Consider the following 17,632-nt stretch of genomic DNA (forward strand, 5'->3'; position numbering starts at 1 on the left):
TCGCGCCACCTGCATGACCGCATACGTTCGTCCCGCTGCAAGCCGCCGGTCCAACGGCGGCTCACCGAACGGGAGATCGGGGGTGCGCTCGTGCGCGTCGGACTGCTTACGGAGGGTGGCTATCCGTATGTGAGCGGTGAGACGAGGCTCTGGTGCGACCGGCTCGTACGTGGGCTCGGGCAGCACGAGTTCGACATCTACGCGCTCAGCCGCAGCGAGCGGCAGGAGGCGGAGGGCTGGGTCGCACTCCCGCCCCAGGTCGGCCGGGTGCGCACGGCGCCGCTGTGGACCGCCGCCGACGAGGCGCTCCGTGCCGCGGGGCCGCGCGGGGGGCGCGGACGGCGCGCGCGGCGGAGGTTCGCCGAGTGCTTCGGGGAGCTGGCAGGGGCGGTGTGCTGTGGGGGAGCGGGAGGCTCGGGAGACGGCCCCGGCGATGTGGCGGACCGTTTCAGCAACGCTCTGTACGGGCTCGCCGAACTCGCCAGCGACGAGGGCGGACTGGTCGGCGCACTGCGTTCCGAGTCCGCCGTCCGCACGCTGGAGAGCGCGTGCCGCGCGCCCGGCGCGCTGCGCGCCGCCCACGCCGCGCGGGTGCCCGACCTGCTCACCGTCGCGGGCCTGATGGAGCGCGCGCTGAGGCCGCTCTCCCTCGACTGGTACGGCGCGGACGGCCTCGGCGCCGTCGACCTCTGCCACGCCACGTCCGGCGGCCCCGCGGCGCTGCCGGGGCTGCTGGCCGGGCACTTCGCCGGCGTGCCGTTACTCGTCACCGAGTACGGCGCGCAGCTTCGGGCGCGCCATCTCCCCGCGGGCGACACGGACCTCGGCGCGCCGGCCCGGGCGCTCCTCGCCTCCTTCCACGGCCTCCTCGCCGCCGAGGTCTACCGCGGGGCCACGCTCGTCACCCCCGGCGACAGCCACGCCCGGCGCTGGCAGGAGCGCTGCGGCGCCGACCGCGCCAAGCTGCGCACCGTCCACCCCGGCATGGAGGCCGACCGCTTCTCGGAGATCGGGGAGCGGGGTTACGACGACTTCGCCGCCGGTCCCGAGACCCTCCTGTGGGCCGGCCGTGTCGAGCCCGCCAAGGACCTGGTCTCGCTGCTCCACGCCTTCCGGGAGATCCGCCAGGAGGTGCCGGGGGCGCGCCTGCGGATCGTCGGGCCCCCCGCGGAAGGGCCCGATGCCCGGGCGTATCTCGCGCACTGCCGGGCCCTCGCCGCCGAGCTTTTCCCCGACGAGGCGGCGAGCGCGCACTCCGCGGGCGACAACCCCGTCTCCTTCGAGGAGGCCGGAGGGCCCGACGCACCGAGAGTCGCGGAGGCGTACGCCGCCGCGGGCGTCGTCGTCCTGTCGAGCGTCGCCGAGGGCTTTCCGGCCGGCCTGGTCGAGGCCATGTTCTGCGGGCGCGCGACCGTCTCGACGGACGTCGGAGCGGTGGTGGAGGTCATCGGCGGCACGGGGCTCGTCGTGCCGCCGCGCGATCCGCGGGCGCTCGCGGAGGCGTGCGTGACGCTGCTGCGCGACCCCGAGCGCTGTGCGCGCCTGGGCGCGGCGGCGCGGGCGCGAGCCCTCGAACTCTTCACCGTCGAGCAGAACGTCACAGCGTTCCGAAGCATTTACCTGGAGATCGTCTCGCACTGCCCGGTGCGCAGGGACGCGGTGGACGAGGCGGGCGAGCCGGTGCCGTTCGCGAACCCGGCGGAGGCGTATCTCCCGGGGCGCTGGGCGGTCGCGGCGGGCAGGACGCCCGCTGCGGAGCCGGGGGCCGAGGGTGGCGGGGTGCCGAGGTGGGCCGCGGTGGAAGAGGCGGCAACGCACGCGGAGTTGAGGGAGGCCGCCGTATGAGCCGCACGCAGCGACAAGAGGGTGTTAGGGCGTTCAGCGACAGTGCAGCCGGTTCCGACAGCGCAGTCGGTTCCGGCAGCGCAGCCCGTTCCGGGGGCGCCCTCAGTGGTGACGACGGCGACAGCGGCTGGGACGCGCGCGGCAAGCCCCCGCGCCGCGCTACCGCCGACCCCGTGAAGGCCCTCCTGCACCACCACCGCGAGCTGTGCGAACGCGCCGTCGACCCGCTGGAGATCGCCGCGGGCCTGGAGGCGCACGGCATCACCGACCGGGCGGCCGCGCGCTTCCGGCACCGGGACGTGTTCGCGCTGGCCGAGGAGATGTACGCGCGCGTGCCTCATGCGGACGCCGGGGGCGCGACCACCGGGGGTGCGACCACCGGGGGCGTGACCTCTAGGGGCACGGATACGGATACGGGTACGGGCAGCGGCCCGCGCCGCCTACCCGAAGTGCCGCCCGGCTGGGCCCTGTTCGCCCTGCTGCCCGGCACCGTGTGCGCGGCAGCCGTGGTCGCACTCGGCATCGGTGAGGGAAGCGCGCGGTTCGTGATCGCGCCCCTCGGCGCACTCGCCGTAGGGGTGGCCCTGCGCATCGCCCTGCGGTACGGGCCGTTGCGGGCCGTCGGCCGCCAACCGAGGGCCACGCGCGCGTGGATGTGCTGGCTTCTCGCGTACGCCCTGCTCGGTGACGGCCTCCTTGCGGGTGTCGTCGCGGGTGGACAGGGCGGACCGGGCGGGCCTGGTGGGCCCGGTGACCTCTGGGACCCGGCGGTCGCCGCGCTCCTGGGCCTCGCCCTGGCCGTCGCGCCCGCGATCTGGTGCGCCCGCCTCTTCGCGGTACGGGCCGCGGGACGGCTCGCCGCCAGCCGCGGGCTCGATGAGTTCGCCGCCTCCGTGAGGCCGCTGCTGTGCGGCGTGTTCGCACTCTTCCTGGGGGCGCTCGTGGCGCTGCTCGCGCTGGCGTACGCGCTGCTCGGCGAGGCCGAGGGCGGGGCGGGCGCCGGCCTGAGCGCCGGTCTTAGTTCTGGTCTCAGCGCAGACCTGAGCGCCGGCCCGGACGGCGGGGCGGTGACCCTCGTCGGGGCCGCCGCCCTCGGCGCGCTGCTGCTGCTCGCGCGGCTGCTCGGCGTCTACGGCTTCCGCCGCGCCCCCGCCCTCCTGCTCGGCGCCGCCGGTGCCTCCGAAGCGGCCGCCCTGGCCCTGGTGTTCGCGGGCCGACTGCCCGGCTGCGACGCGCTGGCCGTGCCGGTCGCGGGCGCCGTCGACGCGTGGGGACCCGGCGTCGTACCGGCCGTCGCCTGCGGTGGCGCCGCCCTCGTCCTCCTGGTCCACGCGGCCAGGACCCTGACCCTGGCCTCCGCGCACGCCGGCGCCCGTGATGCGCCGTGAGCGCCGCCCACAGACCGGCACACCCGGCACGACTGGCACGCCCGGCACGACCGGCGAGACCACCAGGGCCTCAACCACCACTCAGGCCCCCCGAGACCACCAGGACCACTCTCCCGCGGGGCCGACACCGCGGGCCCGACCCCGTGCACCACGGCAACCCTCCCGAAGGAGAAAGACAGATGACCACCCGCAGCCGTCTCCGCCGCCGAGCGGCCACCCCGGGAGGCGCCCGATGAGGGTGCTGCTGATCGGAGCCAACGGATACCTCGGCCGGTTCGTCGCCGACCGGCTGCTCGCCGACCCGGCGGTGCAGCTCACCGCACTCGGCCGCGGCGACGACTCGGACGTACGGTTCGACCTCGCCAGCGGAAGCCCCGGCGCGCTCACGCGCTTCCTGGACGCCGTGCACCCGGGCGTCGTCATCAACTGCGCCGGCGCGACCAGGGGCGGCGCCCGCGACCTGACCCGGCACAACACCGTCGCCGTCGCCACCATCTGCGAGGCCCTGCGGCGCAGCGGCTGCGGGGCGCGCCTCGTGCAGCTCGGCTGCGGCGCGGAGTACGGGCCGAGCCAGCCGGGCTCCTCGACGGCCGAGGACGCGGTGCCGCGGCCCGGCGGGCCCTACGGCGTCAGCAAGCTGGCGGCCACCGAGCTGGTGCTCGGCTCCGGCCTCGACGCCGTCGTCCTGCGGGTCTTCTCGCCCGCCGGACCCGGCACGCCCGCCGGATCGCCGCTCGGCCGGCTCGCGGAAGCCATGCGGCGCGCGATGCAGGCGGGGGACGGCGAGCTGAAACTCGGCGGGCTCGGCGTGCAACGGGACTTCGTCGACGTACGCGACGTGGCGCGCGCCGTGCACGCCGCCTCGCTCTCCGCCGCGCAGGGCGTCGTGAACATCGGCGCGGGCCGGGCCGTACGCCTGCGGGACGCGGCCGCCGTGCTGGCCCGCGTCGCCGGGTACGGCGGAGCGCTCCACGAGCTCGACCAAGTGCCCCTGCGGACATCCATCGGCCACCCCCGCGGCGAATCCGAGCACGGACTGCCGGCCGCCGCCGCGTACCCCTACCCGGACGGCTGCGGCAGCTGGCAGCAGGCCGACGTGCGCACCGCACGCGACCGGCTCGGCTGGCGGCCCCGCATCAACCTCGAAGAGTCACTCGCCGACATCTGGATGGAGGCCGCATGCCGCATCTGACCAGAACCAGCAGGCACACCGCGAGCACCGAGGTACGCGTCGGCTTCGGCATCCCCGGCTTCGCCCACCCGCTCGTCGCCCCCGGCGAATGGTCCCGGCTCGCCCGGCCCGGCACCCCTTTGAAGTGGGTTGTACTGAATGTGGCGAACGGTCCGGGCGAGCGGCCCGACCCGCACTGCCTGGAGGCGGCGGGCCGACTGCGGAACGCGGGCGTCCGGGTGCTCGGCCACCTCGACACGACGTACGGGGCCCGCGCCTTCGGAGAGCTGGTCTCCGACGCCCACCGCTACCTCGACTGGTACCAGGTCGACGGCTTCTCCCTGGACCGCTGCCCGACCGAACGGGCCGCGCTCCCGGAGGTGCGCAGGACCGTCACGACCCTGCGCGCCCTGATCGACGACGCGCACATCGTGCTCGGCCACGGCACCCATCCGTACCCCGGATACGCCGAGACGGGCGACCAGTTGGTGACCTTCTCCGGCCCGTGGAGCGACTACCGCTGGTCACAGGTGGCCGAGTGGACCGCCGACTATCCGCCCGAGCACTTCTGCCACTTCGTGCACGGCATGCCGCGCGGCCACCTCGACGAGGCGCTGCGCATCGCGCGCTGGCAGGGCGCCTCGACGATCTACTTCACGGACCGCGTGGACGGCGGCTGCCCGGGCGACCCCTGGGAGTCCATGCCCGGTTACTGGGACGAAATCGTCTCGCGTATCGGAACGGGTGTCTCGGAATGAAGAAGGGCGTGGCAGTGTTACTTGCAGAACAACCGTTCCGCATTACCGACCAACGGAGTCCCCGTGTCGCTGCCACCCCTGGTCGAGCCCGCATCCGAGCTCACCGTCGATGAGGTTCGCAGGTACTCCCGCCACCTGATCATCCCCGACGTCGGGATGGACGGGCAGAAGCGGCTGAAGAACGCCAAGGTGCTGTGTGTCGGCGCCGGTGGCCTCGGGTCGCCGGCGCTGATGTACCTGGCCGCGGCCGGTGTGGGCACGCTCGGCATCGTCGAGTTCGACGAGGTCGACGAGTCCAACCTGCAGCGCCAGATCATCCACAGCCAGGCGGACATCGGCCGCTCCAAGGCGGAGTCCGCGAAGGACTCGGTCCTCGGCATCAACCCGTACGTGAACGTGGTCCTGCACGAAGAGCGGCTCGAGGCCGACAACGTGATGGACATCTTCGCCCAGTACGACCTGATCGTCGACGGCACGGACAACTTCGCGACCCGCTACCTGGTCAACGACGCGTGCGTGCTCCTCAACAAGCCGTACGTGTGGGGTTCCATCTACCGCTTCGACGGCCAGGCGTCCGTCTTCTGGAGCGAGCACGGTCCGTGCTACCGCTGCCTCTACCCGGAGCCCCCGCCGCCCGGCATGGTGCCCTCCTGCGCCGAGGGCGGCGTGCTCGGCGTGCTGTGCGCGTCGATCGGCTCCATCCAGGTCAACGAAGCCATCAAGCTCCTGGCGGGCATCGGTGAGCCGCTCGTCGGCCGCCTGATGATCTACGACGCCCTGGAGATGCAGTACCGCCAGGTCAAGGTCCGCAAGGACCCCGACTGCGCGGTCTGCGGCGAGAACCCCACCGTCACCGAGCTCATCGACTACGAGGCCTTCTGCGGCGTCGTGTCCGAGGAGGCCCAGGAGGCGGCGGCCGGTTCGACGATCACTCCCAAGCAGCTCAAGGAGTGGATCGACGCGGACGAGAAGATCGAGATCATCGACGTCCGCGAGCAGAACGAGTACGAGATCGTCTCGATCCCCGGCGCCAAGCTGATCCCGAAGAACGAGTTCCTGATGGGCACCGCCCTCCAGGACCTGCCCCAGGACAAGAAGATCGTCTTGCATTGCAAGACGGGTGTCCGCAGTGCGGAAGTCCTCGCGGTGCTGAAGTCCGCGGGCTTCGCGGACGCGGTGCACGTGGGCGGCGGCGTGATCGGCTGGGTCCACCAGATCGAGCCCGAGAAGCCGGTCTACTGACCTGTTGAAAAGGCCCCGCTCACCCTCGGTGAGCGGGGCCTTTTCTCATGAGCAGACCTTGCCGTCCTTCGGGGCCTTGCCGTCCAGCAGATACGTGTCGATCGCGCCGTCCACGCAGGAGCTGCCGTTCCCGTACGCCCCGTGGCCCTCGCCCTTCCACGTCAGGTGGACGCCGACGCCCTTGCCGAGCTCGTCCGCCATCTTGCGGGCGCCCTCGTAAGGGGTCGCCGGGTCGCCGGTGTTGCCGACGACGAGGATCGGGGCGGCGCCGGGCGCGCTCACCTCGGGGGAGTCGTGCAGCCCGGCCACCGGCCACTCGTGGCACCAGCCCGCCGTGTCCCAGCCCAGGAACTCCCCGAAGACCGGCGATATCCCGCGGAACCGGTCCAGGCGCTTCTTCGCCTCCTCCGGAGTGGTCCGTGCCTTGGCGTCCAGGCAGGAGATCGCCCGCTGGGAGTGGCCCTGGGTGCTGTAGCGGCCCGAGGCGTCGCGTTCGTTGTACGCGTCGGCGAGCTGGAGCAGGGCCGAACCGTCGCCCTTCTCGGCGTCCTCCAGGCCGCGGGTGAGCGCGGGCCAGGTCTGCTTGCTGTAGAGGGTGACCAGGATGCCGGTGTGCGCGAGGGACTCGGTGAGCTTCCGGTCGCCCGAGGTCCGCATCGGCTCGGCGTCCAGGCGCTCGAACAGCTTCTCTATCTTCGCGGAGCCCGCCTTCGGGTCCTGGCCGCGCGACTTGAAGTAGTTGTCGAGGGCGCGCTGGAAGCCCCTCGCCTGGTTCTCCGCGTGACCGATCGAGTCCGCGCTCGGGTCGACGACCGCGTCGAAGACGGCCCGGCCCACCTTCTTCGGGAACAAGTGTGCGTAGACACCGCCGAGTTCGGTGCCGTACGAGACGCCGAAGTAGTGCAGCTTGTCGTCGCCGAGGACCTGGCGCATGACGTCCATGTCACGGGCCGCGTCCTCCGTCGAGATGTGCCCGATGAGCTTCTTCGAGCCCTGCGCGCAGCCCGCGCCGAAGTCCGCCGCGTCCTTGAAGTAGGCCTTCTCCTCGGCCGGGGTGTCCGGTGTGAGGTCGACCTTCTTCTCGGCTGCCTGGGTCGCCTTGTCGTCACGGCAGCGCACGCCCTCGCTCGCCGCGACCCCGCGCGGGTCGAAGCTCACCAGGTCGTACCGCTTGCGCAGCGCGTCGTACGAGTCGGCGAAGGACGGGAGCCCGGAGACGCCGGAACCGCCGGGGCCGCCGAAGTTGAAGAGGAGGGAGCCGATGCGGTCGCCCTTGCCCGTGCTCCTGGCGCGGATCAGGGCGATGCCGATGGTCTCGCCGTCCGGCTTGGCGTAGTCCAGCGGGACCTTGAGCGTCGAGCACTGCCACTCGGCTCCCGGCGCGCTGCCTCCCTCGGGCGCCTCGCAGCGGCCCCAGTCCAGCTTCTGGGAGGTCACCGAGGCGGGCAGGGTCGAGGAGGGATCCGGCTTCGGCCGTGGCTCGGGAGCGGTCGCCGAGGGGCCCTTTCCGTCGCTCCGGTCCCCGTCGCCGTCGCCGTCGTCGGACGACCCACACCCGGCGGCCAGGCCCGCCACCAGCACTCCGGCGGCGGCCAGGGCCGCGGACCGTACAAAACGCTGCATAGAAGCGCTTCCCCCCTCGGAAGACAGTTCAGGCCATAGTAGGTGGGGCCTCTGACAGCGGTTCGAGCCGGTCAGGAGCAGACCGTCCCCGCCTTCGGGACCGTGCCCTTCAGCAGATAGCCGTCCACGGCGTCCCGCACGCACTTGTTCTTGCTGTCGTACGCGCCGTGTCCCTGGCCCTTGTACGTCAGCTCGACGCCGACGCCCTTGCCGAGCGCCTGCGCCATCTTGCGGGCGCCCTCGTACGGCGTGGCAGGGTCGCCGGTGTTGCCGATGACGACGACGGGCGGCGCGCCCTCGGCGCTCACGTCGGGGTGGTCGGCCTGGCCCTCGACCGCCCAGTCGGTGCAGCCGACCATGCCCCAGGCCAGGTAGTCGCCGAACAGCGGTGAGGCCTTGCGGAACTCGGGCAGCCTCTTCTCGACGTACTCCGTGGAGTAACGCGCCTTGTCGTCCGCGCAGTTGATGGAGACGTTTGCGGACTGGATGTTGTTGTACTCGCCGTCCTCGTTGCGTCCGTTCATCGAGTCGGAGAGTGCCATCAGGATCTTGCCGTCACCCTCGTAGGCCTCTTCGAGGCCCTGGGTGAGGTACGGCCAGAAGTCCTTGGAGTACAGCGACTGCGCGATGCCGTTGGTCGCGGCGGTCTGCGTCAGTTCGCGGGGCGGCAGGCCGGTGATCGGCTTGCTGTCCAGGTCCTTCAGGAGCTTCGCGATCCGGTCCTTGACGTCCTGCTCGGTGTCGCCGACCGGGCAGTCCGCCTCCTGGGAGGTGCAGTCCTTCGCGAAGTTGTCGAGCGCCAGCTGGAACCCCTCGGCCTGGCCGAGCGAGCCCTGTTCGGCGTTCTGCGTGGGGTCGACGACCGCGTCGAAGACGGCCCGGCCCACCTTCTTCGGGAACAAGTGTGCGTAGACGCCGCCGAGTTCGGTGCCGTACGAGATGCCGAAGTAGTGCAGCTTGTCGTCGCCGAGGACCTGGCGCATCAGGTCCATGTCGCGGGCCGCGTCGGTGGTGCGGACGTGCGGGAGGGTGTCGCCGGCGTTCTTCGCGCAGCCGTTATTGAAGCTCTTCACGTTGTCGATGAGCTTCTTCTTCTCGGCCTCGTCGTCCGGCGTGGAGTCCTGTTGGAAGTATGTGTCGAGCGCGTCGTCGTCCTCGCACTCGATGCCCGCGCTGCGGCCGACGCCGCGCGGGTCGAAGCTCACCAGGTCGTAGCGGGTGCGCAGCTTGGCGTACTCCGCACCGAAGGCGGGCAGCGTGGTGATGCCCGAGCCGCCCGGGCCACCGAAGTTGAAGACGAGGGATCCGATGCGGTCCTTCTTGTCGCCGCTCGTCGCCGCCTTGATCAGCGCGATGTCGATCGTGTCGCCCTTGGGCTTCGCCCAGTCGAGAGGCGCCTTCATAGTGGCGCACTGCCACTCGGCGCCGCCCGGCAGCGGCGACGGGGCGTCACCGCCGCCCTCGGAGGCGGCGGGCGCGGGGCAGTCCTTCCAGCTCAGCTTCTGAGCCGACAGGTCCTCGTCCTTGGAGTCGCTGCCGCCGCACGCCGCGAGCGTGGCGGACAGAAGCAGGGTGGCGGCGGCCAGAGCGCTGGCGCGCGGCTGGGACAGTGTGGGCATGTGCTCATCCTGAAGGGGGACCCGACGGGACGCTCGGGGCGCGGGCCGTGTGGGTGAGAAATCGGCCACAGGCCCGGAGCCCCCGACATGCCTCAAGGCGCCTCAGAGACGCCTCAGAGCAGTCCCTTCCTTGTCAGGTGGTTGAAGAACAGCCACCCCGGGAGCACCGGCAGCCACAGCGTCAGGAGCCGGTAGAGCAGCACCGCGGGCGCCGCCACGTCCTTGGGCACACCCACCGCGATCAGGCCGAGGGTCAGGGTCGCCTCGACCGCGCCCACACCGCCGGGCGTCGGTGCCGCCGATCCCAGGGCGTTGCCCGCGAGGAAGACGACCGCGACGCTGGCGAGGCTCAGCGACGTCATCTGTTCGTTGCCGAAGGCCCGCACCGAAGCGTCCAGACAGAGCACGAACATCAGGGTGAGCAGCAGCATCCCGCCGATGCCGGTGAGCAGCTTCTGCGGCCGCTGCAGCACGTCCAGCATGCGCGGCACGACACCGGCGAAAAGCGACCTCACGCGCGTGACGACGAATTTTCGCAGGAACGGGATGGCCGTCACCACGAGGACCAGCACCGCGACCGACAGCAGCCCTGCGATGACGGTGCGGGACGGCGTGAACGACGGCGTTTTCTCCGTCCCCGTCAGATAGCCGAAGACCAGCAGCAGCAGGATGTGTGAACCGAGCCCGAAGAGCTGCGAGGCGCCGACGCTCGCCACCGCGAGCCCCGAGCGCACTCCGGACCGCTGCAGGAACCGGGTGTTCAGCGCGACACCGCCGACCGCCGCGGGCGCCACGATCTTCACGAACGAGCCGGCGACCTGCGCCGCCACCGCCCGCAGGAACGGCACCCGCTCCGGCACGAAGCCGAGCAGACTCATCGCCGCCGCGAAGTAGCTCAGCGCGGAGAAGCCCACGGCCGCCGCCACCCAGCCCCACTCGGCCTCCTGGAAGAGGGTGCCGAATTCGACGTGCGTGAGCTGCGACAGCAGGAAGTACGCGCCGATGGCACCGGCGATGAAACTGATCAGAGTGCGCGGCCTGATCCGCTCCAGCTGCGCGGGCTCGACCGGTGCCGTCGGGCGGATGAGCAGCACCTGGTGCCGGATCTGGGTGAGCAGATCCTCCTCGCGGGCCTGCTCCAGGGCGTCGTCTATGGCCTGTTTCTCGGCCTGCCGCTCCTGCTTGGCCGCCTGCTTCTCCTGCTTCTGGGCCTGCTTGTCCGTCCGGCCGTCCGCGGCCACCTGCGCGCGCACGCTCTGCCGGGACTTGCGGGAGGCCTCCAGGACGGCCTCGCGCTCGCGCTGTGACCGCTCCCTGGCCAGCCTGGCCAGCGTGGAGCGGGTGGAGCGGGTGAGGGCGATGGGCTGGAGCAGCGGCAGGCAGTCGGCCACCGCGTCCGGGCCGAGGATCTCGACGGCGGCGGCGACCGCGCGCTCGGCGCCCACCCGCAGGCCGAGGGCGGTCAGGAGCTGGGCGATGTCGATGCGCAGGACCAGGTCGCCCGCGGCGATCTCGCCGCCGCGCAGATCCGTGAGGATCACGGTGCCGGAACGATCCACCAGAATCGCGTCGCCCGCGAGTCTGCGGTGCGCGATACGGCGGGACTGCAGCGCCTGCACCTGCCGCCAGGTTTCGCACAGCAGTTCGTCGGTGATGGCCTCGTCCGGCAGGGAGTCCAGGGAGCGGCCGCCCGTGTGCTCGTAGACGAGCATCACGGCGTCGGGGCCGAGCTCGGAGGTGGCGATCAGCTTGGGCGCGTTCGCACCGGCCGCGATGGCCGCGTACGCGAGCAGGGCCTCCTGCTCCAGGGCCTGGCGCAGCGATTGCAGGCTGCGCCGCTGGGTGATGCCCCGCAGGGTGAGCCTGCGCCAGACGCGGTAGAAGAAGCCCTGCGCCTGCTGCTCACGGTCGATGACCGTGACGTCCAGGGGCGGGCCGTCCTCCAGGGTGACGAAATAGCGGCGGCCGCGGTCGCCGTGCTCGCTGTCCGGTGCCTCCTCGCGGGCGGCGCTCACGGGGTGGAAGCCGACGTGCCGCAGGCCCACGAGCAGGGTCTGCCCGGTCGGCCGTACGTTCGGCGAGCCGACCGCGTAGAGCGTTCCGTACGCCACGGCCCAGCCGATGAGCACCGTGAGGATGATCGAGAACGGCGTCGTGTAGCCGGTCACGAGCATCGTGAACGCGTCGAGCAGCAGCACCACGAACAGCACCAGGCGCCAGCGCGGCCTGCGGGACATGCCCACGGCCGTCATGTACGCGATGACGGGCGCGAGATAGCCGTGCACCGGATCGGTGAACGCGTGGAGGTCCGCCGGGGACGGCTTGGTCAGCGCGTCCTGGATGGAGCCGGGGGCGGCCTTCGCGACCCAGAGGTCCGTGGCCAGCGTCACACCGTGCGCGAGCACGGCGGCCAGCACGCCGTCCGCGATGCGGAGCCCGTCCCGTTTGATCAGCCGTTCGATCGCGAACGCGACAGGGACGAGCAGCACACCGATGCTGGCGACCAGGCCCGCGACCTTGATCAGCAGATCGGGCGCCTGCTCCGTGCCCTTGTCGATGTCCTGTTCGAGCCCGGACGTCGTGCCATGTGCGAACGCGGCGATGGCCAGGAGCACCGCGATGGCGAGGACGCCGACGAGGAGCCGCATGAGGTCGGAGGGGCGGTGCACGCGCGCGGCGAGGAGCGGTTCGTCCCCGGCGACGCGGTCGGTGTGCGCCCCGGATTCGGCGCAGTCGGACCCCTGGCCGAGGCCGTGGCCCGCGTCGTTCTCGACGTCCTGCTTTTGCTCGTTCTCGCTGGTCAATGCGGGTTCACCGGTGTCCGGGTGTGACTCGGACGCAGAGGTGCCCGCCTTCTCATCGGGATGCACGCCCTGCCGCTCCGTCGTCTCTTCTTGATCTCGTATCACCAGTCACCGCCCGCACGATGGTGGCATGTCCTGCTCGTGGAGGGAGGCATCAGGGGGCAACGCGAGGCTGCGAAGTGGTCACGAAACGACACTTTGCGCCGTGCCGCGCAGGCCACGGCACGCTCTGTGCCGGGCCCGTCACCATGTCGGTGGGGTACGGCAGGATGGTCCGGATGAGCGAGTTGCCGGAGTACGCGGAACGGGTCCTCGAGGTCGCGGAACTGATCCCTCCGGGTCGGGTGATGACCTACGGAGACGTGGCCGAGTGGCTGGAGGAGGGCGGCCCGCGACAGGTCGGACGCGTGATGGCCCTCTACGGAGGAGGCGTTCCGTGGTGGCGCGTGGTGCGCTCGGACGGCGTGCTGCTGCCCGGGCACGAGCTGCGGGCCCTGGAGCGGTACCACGAGGAGGGCACACCGCTGCGCCAGGCGTCGCGCGCCGCCCAGGGGCATGTCCCGAAGCTCGACATGCGGCGGGCCCGGTGGGACGGCGGCCCGGAAGGCGCGGCTGACAGCGCTGCGGGTGGTGGGGACGCTGTGGGGCACACGGGCCCGCAAGGTCCGCCGGCTCCGGAGGCTCACACCTGACAGCTTCCGGCATCCGCCGGCACGGCGGGGGACCGGTGGCCCGTACGGGGGAAGCCACGCGTCCTCCGCGCCCACTGGCGTAGCGTCGACAGCACGCGTCCCCTTCACCCGGCGGCCACCGCGCGGCCGCCCATCGACCAGCACACCCACCAGGACCGGCGACCCACGTGAGCTCCCCCTCTTCCACTCGGCACATCCGGCACCCGTCGCACCACCAGGTACGACAGGGGACCCGGGACGTCTACCGACTGGTGCGCACACCGCCGGCCCCGTTGGATCCCCCTCGCTTGGACGCAGGTCAGCGGGGTGTGGTTGACCACAAGCATGGACCGCTGCTGGTCCTGGCGGGGCCCGGCACGGGCAAGACGACCACCCTTGTGGAGGCCGTCGCCGCGCGTGTCGCCGAGGGCGGCGACCCCGCGCGGATCCTGGTGCTCACCTTCAGCCGCAAGGCCGCGGTGGAGCTGCGCGACCGCATGGCGCTGCGCATAGGCGCGGCGAACGCCCCGCAGGCCACCACGTTCCACTCCTTCTGCTACGCCCTCGTCCGCGCCCACCAGGACGCCGAGCTGTTCCAGGAGCCGCTGCGGCTCCTGTCCGGACCCGAACAGGACGTGGCGGTCCGCGAACTGCTCGCGGGCCAGATCGACCTTGCGCAGGAGGGCCACGGCCACATCCGCTGGCCGGACGAGCTGCGCGCCTGCCTCACCACCCGCGGCTTCGCCGACGAGGTCCGCGCGGTCCTCGCCCGCAGCCGTGAGCTTGGCCTCGGCCCGGACGCCCTGGACGCCTTCGCCCGCCGCAGCGGACGGCCCGACTGGGGCGCGGCGGCGGCCTTCCTCGCCGAGTACCTGGACGTACTCGACCTGCAAGGAGTCCTCGACTACGCGGAACTGGTGCACCGCGCGGTGCTGCTCGCGCACCGTCCCGAGGTGGCGCGGGCGCTCGGCGCGCAGTACGACGCGGTCTTCGTGGACGAGTACCAGGACACCGACCCGGCCCAGGTACGGCTGCTGCACGCGCTGGCCGGCGGCGGACGCACCCTCGTCGCCTTCGGCGACCCGGACCAGTCGATCTACACCTTCCGGGGCGCCGATGTGAACGGCATCCTGGAGTTCCCGCACGACTTCCCGCGCGCGGACGGCAGCCCGGCGCCGGTCGAGGTCCTGACGACGTCCCGCAGGTCGGGCGCGCAGCTCCTCGCGGCCACCCGGCTGCTCACCCGGCGCATGCCGCTGACCCGGTTGCCCGCGGAGAAGGTGCGGGCCCACCGGGAGCTTTCGCCGGTCAGGGACGGCGGCCGCGTCGAGGTGTACACGTACCCGACGGCCGGCACGGAGCTCGACAACATCGCGGACATCCTGCGCCGCGCGCACCTGGAGGACGGGGTCCCCTGGGGAGAGATGGCGGTCCTGGTCCGTGCGGGCGCCCGCACGATCCCCGCGGTGCGTCGCAGCCTCAGTGCGGCCGGTGTCCCCCTGGAGATCGACGGCGACGACATCGCCCTGCGCCACGAGCCGGCGGTGACGCCGTTGCTGACGGCGCTGCGGGTGGTGGCCACGGCGGTCGTTTCGGAGACGGCTGATTCGGAGGTGGCTGCGGTGGCTGCTTCGGAGACGGCTGATTCGGGGGCGGTCACTCCGGAGACGGCTGATACGGCTGATGCCGATGGAGAGACGGGTGCTCGGGAGGGCGCGGAAACCACCACCCCCGCCTGGCTCGACACCGAGACCGCCCTCGCCCTTCTCACGTCCCCCCTGGCCGGGATGGACGCCGCCGACCTGCGGCGCCTGGGCCGCGCCCTGCGCGAGGAGGAGCGTGAGGCAGGCAACCACCTGCCGCCGCCCTCCGACGTACTCCTCGCCCGCGCCCTCGCCGAGCCGGAGCGGCTCGTCGCGCACGACCCGACGTACGCCCGAGGGGCCCAGCGGCTCGGCGCGCTGCTCCGCAAGGCCCGTGAGCGGCTCGCGGGCGGCGGCACCGCCGAGGAGGCGCTGTGGGAGCTGTGGGACGGCACGCCCTGGCCCACGCGCCTGGAGCGCACCGCGCGCCGCGGCGGCGCGGCCGGCCGGAACGCCGACCGCGACCTGGACGCGGTGTGCGCCCTGTTCGCCGCGGCGGCCCGCGCGGAGGAGCGCACGGGCGGACGCGGCGCCCTGAACTTCCTGGAGGAGACCGAGGCACAGGACATCGCCGCGGACACCCTCACGCGCCGGGCGGCCCGCCCCGACGCCGTACGGCTGATGACGGCGCACCGCTCCAAGGGCCTGGAGTGGCGGCTCGTCGTGGTCGCGGGTGTCCAGGAAGGCCTCTGGCCCGACCTGCGCCGCCGCGGGTCGCTCCTGGAGGCCGACCGCATCGGCCGCGACGGCCTCGCCGAACCGCTCACGCCCGGGGCGCTCCTCTCCGAAGAACGCCGCTTGTTCTACGTGGCCGCCACGCGCGCGCGTGAACGCCTCGTCGTGACCGCGGTGAAGGCGCCGGCGGACGACGGCGACCAGCCGTCCCGCTTCCTCACCGAACTCGGCGTCGAGCCGAAGGACATAACAGGCCGCCCGCGCCGCCCCCTCTCCGTCGCCGCACTCGTCGCCGAGCTGCGCGCCACCACGGTCGACCCCCGGGTCTCCGAGACCCTGCGTGAGGCGGCGGCCCAGCGCCTGGCCCGCCTCGCGGCGCTCAGCGACGCCGACGGCCGCCCGCTGGTGCCGGCCGCGCACCCCTACCGCTGGTGGGGCATGTACGAACCGACGGCGAGCGAGGTCCCCCTGAGGGACCGAGACAAGCCCGTCGTGCTCTCCGGCAGCGCGCTCGACCAGCTCGCCAACACCTGCTCCCTGCAGTGGTTCCTCGGCCGCGAGGTGAAGGCGGACGCCCCCGCGACCGCCGCCCAGGGCTTCGGCAACGTGGTGCACGTCCTGGCCGACGAGGTGGCCTCCGGGCGCACCCCCGCCGACCTCGCCGTCCTCATGGAGCGCCTCGACTCGGTGTGGGACGCGCTCGCGTTCGACGCGCCCTGGAAGTCGGCGCAGGAGAAGGAGCACGCGCGCGTGGCGCTCGAGCGCTTCCTGCAGTGGCATGTGATGGACCGTGCGAGCCGCACCCCCGTCGCCAGCGAGCACGACTTCGACGTGACCCTGGAAGCCGGTCCTTACGAAGTGCGCGTACGAGGCTCCATGGACCGCGTTGAACAGGACGCGGAAGGCCGTGCCTACGTAGTCGACTTCAAGACCGGCAAGCACTCCCCGACCGCCGCCGAGGTCGCCCGCCACCCGCAGCTCGCCGTCTACCAGCTGGCGGTCCGCGAGGGCGCCGCGGACGAGCTCTTCGAAGGAGTACGCCCCGAACCGGGCGGCGCCGAACTGGTGCAGCTGCGCCAGGCCGCCGCCAAGAAGAACGGCGGTGACGCCCTCCCCAAGGTGCAGGCCCAGGAGGCCCTCTCCGGAGAGTGGATCGGCGACCTCCTCGCGACGGCCGCGGGCAAGGTCCTCGACGAACGCTTCACGCCCACCACGGGCCAGCACTGCACGCACTGCGCCTTCCGCGCCTCGTGCAGCGCACGCCCGGAGGGCCGTCATGTGGTGGAGTGACCCGGCCGTCGCACCCGTGGTCATTGTCACGTCGCGTCACCCGAGGGCATAGCAGTCCCGGGAGCAATCTAAAGTCTCCGTAAAGACATGCTGTGCACCGGCTGAGGGTGCACCTTTTCGAGGAGATGCACGTATATGGCAGCCAACCGGAAGCTCCTGGCCGTGGCCGCGGCGTGTGCCGCCGCCGTCATCGGCGTCACCGGCTGCGGCGGCGACGGCGGCGACAAGGACCCCTTCGACGGGATGAGCGCCGACAAGATCGCCGACAAGGCCTCCAAGGCTTCCAAGGACGCCGGTTCCTTCACGATGAAGGGCCAGACGAAGAAGGACGGCGAGGTGAACAACATCGAGTTCGCCGTCGCCGAGTCCGGCGACTGCAAGGGCACGATGGGCTCGCCGAAGTCGGGCACCGCCGAGTTCCTCTCCGTCGGGACGACCTCGTACGTCAAGGCCGACGACAAGTTCTGGGAGGGCAAGGGCGGCGGCGGCACGGCCGAACTCCTCAAGGGCCGCTGGGTGAAGTCCCCCGGCAAGGAGGACAGCGTCTGCAACCCGGACGACATGTTCAAGTCCGACAAGCTCAAGAACCTGAAGCGTGAGGACGACGCCGAGGTCGACGGCAAGAAGGCCGCCGTCCTCACCCAGAAGAAGGGCAAGGAGACCACCACCTTCTACGTCGCCATGGAAGGCAAGCCCTACTTCCTGAAGGTCGAGAACAAGGGCAGCGAGGACCCGGGTTCGGTGACCTTCGGCGGCTACGGCAAGCCCGTCGACGTCAAGGCCCCGCCGGCCAAGGACGTCGTCGACCCGAAGAAGCTCTCCGCCGGTTCCTGACCCGCGCATCCCATGAGCGCGCGGTGGCCACCCGCGTCCGGGTCCGCCCCGGATGTCAGTGGCCACCGC

At 72.1% G+C, this 17,632-nt stretch carries 11 protein-coding genes; 8 read left to right on the forward strand and 3 right to left on the reverse strand.

Annotated features, from left to right (window positions below; translation table 11 throughout):
• The first annotated feature begins 90 nt into the window (after positions 1-90).
• The 5 genes from ACH4D5_RS11430 to moeZ all read left to right on the forward strand — a co-directional run bounded on the left by ACH4D5_RS11430 (position 91) and on the right by moeZ (position 6,404).
• On the forward strand, positions 91-1,845 hold the full coding sequence (locus ACH4D5_RS11430; RefSeq protein WP_398300932.1) for a DUF3492 domain-containing protein: 1,755 nt from the start codon (positions 91-93) through the stop codon (positions 1,843-1,845).
• Positions 1,842-3,233 (forward strand): hypothetical protein, encoded by a 1,392-nt coding sequence (locus tag ACH4D5_RS11435; protein WP_398300934.1) that lies wholly within the window; start codon positions 1,842-1,844, stop codon positions 3,231-3,233. The genes ACH4D5_RS11430 and ACH4D5_RS11435 overlap by 4 nt, the downstream gene beginning before the upstream one ends.
• 232 nt (positions 3,234-3,465) lie before the next feature.
• The gene (locus ACH4D5_RS11440) at positions 3,466-4,425 is read left to right on the forward strand and encodes an NAD-dependent epimerase/dehydratase family protein (protein WP_398300936.1); all 960 of its coding nucleotides are present in this window, start codon (positions 3,466-3,468) and stop codon (positions 4,423-4,425) included.
• Positions 4,413-5,162 carry a spherulation-specific family 4 protein gene (locus ACH4D5_RS11445; RefSeq protein WP_398300938.1) on the forward strand — a complete coding sequence of 250 codons (750 nt, stop codon included), beginning with the start codon at positions 4,413-4,415 and terminating at the stop codon, positions 5,160-5,162. The genes ACH4D5_RS11440 and ACH4D5_RS11445 overlap by 13 nt, the downstream gene beginning before the upstream one ends.
• Positions 5,163-5,225: 63 nt before the next feature.
• On the forward strand, positions 5,226-6,404 hold the full coding sequence (gene moeZ / locus ACH4D5_RS11450; protein ID WP_398300939.1) for an adenylyltransferase/sulfurtransferase MoeZ: 1,179 nt from the start codon (positions 5,226-5,228) through the stop codon (positions 6,402-6,404).
• Positions 6,405-6,449: 45 nt separating this feature from the next.
• Here moeZ and ACH4D5_RS11455 read toward each other — a convergent pair whose 3' ends face one another.
• The 3 genes from ACH4D5_RS11455 to ACH4D5_RS11465 all read right to left on the reverse strand — a co-directional run bounded on the left by ACH4D5_RS11455 (position 6,450) and on the right by ACH4D5_RS11465 (position 12,555).
• On the reverse strand, positions 6,450-8,027 hold the full coding sequence (locus tag ACH4D5_RS11455; RefSeq protein WP_398300940.1) for an alpha/beta hydrolase: 1,578 nt from the start codon (positions 8,025-8,027) through the stop codon (positions 6,450-6,452).
• Positions 8,028-8,098: 71 nt separating this feature from the next.
• Entirely contained in the window at positions 8,099-9,646 is a 1,548-nt protein-coding gene (locus ACH4D5_RS11460) for an alpha/beta hydrolase (RefSeq protein WP_398300942.1), read from the reverse strand.
• A 113-nt stretch (positions 9,647-9,759) separates the two neighbouring features.
• Positions 9,760-12,555: a lysylphosphatidylglycerol synthase domain-containing protein gene (locus ACH4D5_RS11465; RefSeq protein WP_398300944.1), complete on the reverse strand. Its 2,796-nt coding sequence runs from the start codon at positions 12,553-12,555 to the stop codon at positions 9,760-9,762.
• A 164-nt stretch (positions 12,556-12,719) separates the two neighbouring features.
• Here ACH4D5_RS11465 and ACH4D5_RS11470 point away from each other — a divergent pair, with 164 nt between their 5' ends.
• The 3 genes from ACH4D5_RS11470 to ACH4D5_RS11480 all read left to right on the forward strand — a co-directional run bounded on the left by ACH4D5_RS11470 (position 12,720) and on the right by ACH4D5_RS11480 (position 17,563).
• Positions 12,720-13,142 (forward strand): MGMT family protein, encoded by a 423-nt coding sequence (locus ACH4D5_RS11470; protein WP_398301436.1) that lies wholly within the window; start codon positions 12,720-12,722, stop codon positions 13,140-13,142.
• A gap of 167 nt (positions 13,143-13,309) precedes the next feature.
• Positions 13,310-16,729: an ATP-dependent helicase gene (locus tag ACH4D5_RS11475; RefSeq protein ID WP_398300946.1), complete on the forward strand. Its 3,420-nt coding sequence runs from the start codon at positions 13,310-13,312 to the stop codon at positions 16,727-16,729.
• A 135-nt stretch (positions 16,730-16,864) separates the two neighbouring features.
• Positions 16,865-17,563 (forward strand): hypothetical protein, encoded by a 699-nt coding sequence (locus tag ACH4D5_RS11480; RefSeq protein WP_398300947.1) that lies wholly within the window; start codon positions 16,865-16,867, stop codon positions 17,561-17,563.
• Positions 17,564-17,632: the final 69 nt, after the last annotated feature.

This window comes from Streptomyces sp. NPDC018029 (assembly GCF_044327655.1).
GTDB lineage: Bacteria > Actinomycetota > Actinomycetes > Streptomycetales > Streptomycetaceae > Streptomyces.

Bases quoted from the DNA above. Each gene is read 5' to 3' on its own strand.
- ACH4D5_RS11460 (WP_398300942.1), bottom strand. From the start codon at position 9,646: ATGCCCACACTGTCCCAGCCGCGCGCCAGCGCTCTGGCCGCCGCCACC.
- ACH4D5_RS11480 (WP_398300947.1), top strand. From the start codon at position 16,865: ATGGCAGCCAACCGGAAGCTCCTGGCCGTGGCCGCGGCGTGTGCCGCC.
- ACH4D5_RS11470 (WP_398301436.1), top strand. From the start codon at position 12,720: ATGGTCCGGATGAGCGAGTTGCCGGAGTACGCGGAACGGGTCCTCGAG.
- ACH4D5_RS11455 (WP_398300940.1), bottom strand. From the start codon at position 8,027: ATGCAGCGTTTTGTACGGTCCGCGGCCCTGGCCGCCGCCGGAGTGCTG.
- ACH4D5_RS11440 (WP_398300936.1), top strand. From the start codon at position 3,466: ATGAGGGTGCTGCTGATCGGAGCCAACGGATACCTCGGCCGGTTCGTC.
- ACH4D5_RS11445 (WP_398300938.1), top strand. From the start codon at position 4,413: ATGCCGCATCTGACCAGAACCAGCAGGCACACCGCGAGCACCGAGGTA.
- ACH4D5_RS11435 (WP_398300934.1), top strand. From the start codon at position 1,842: ATGAGCCGCACGCAGCGACAAGAGGGTGTTAGGGCGTTCAGCGACAGT.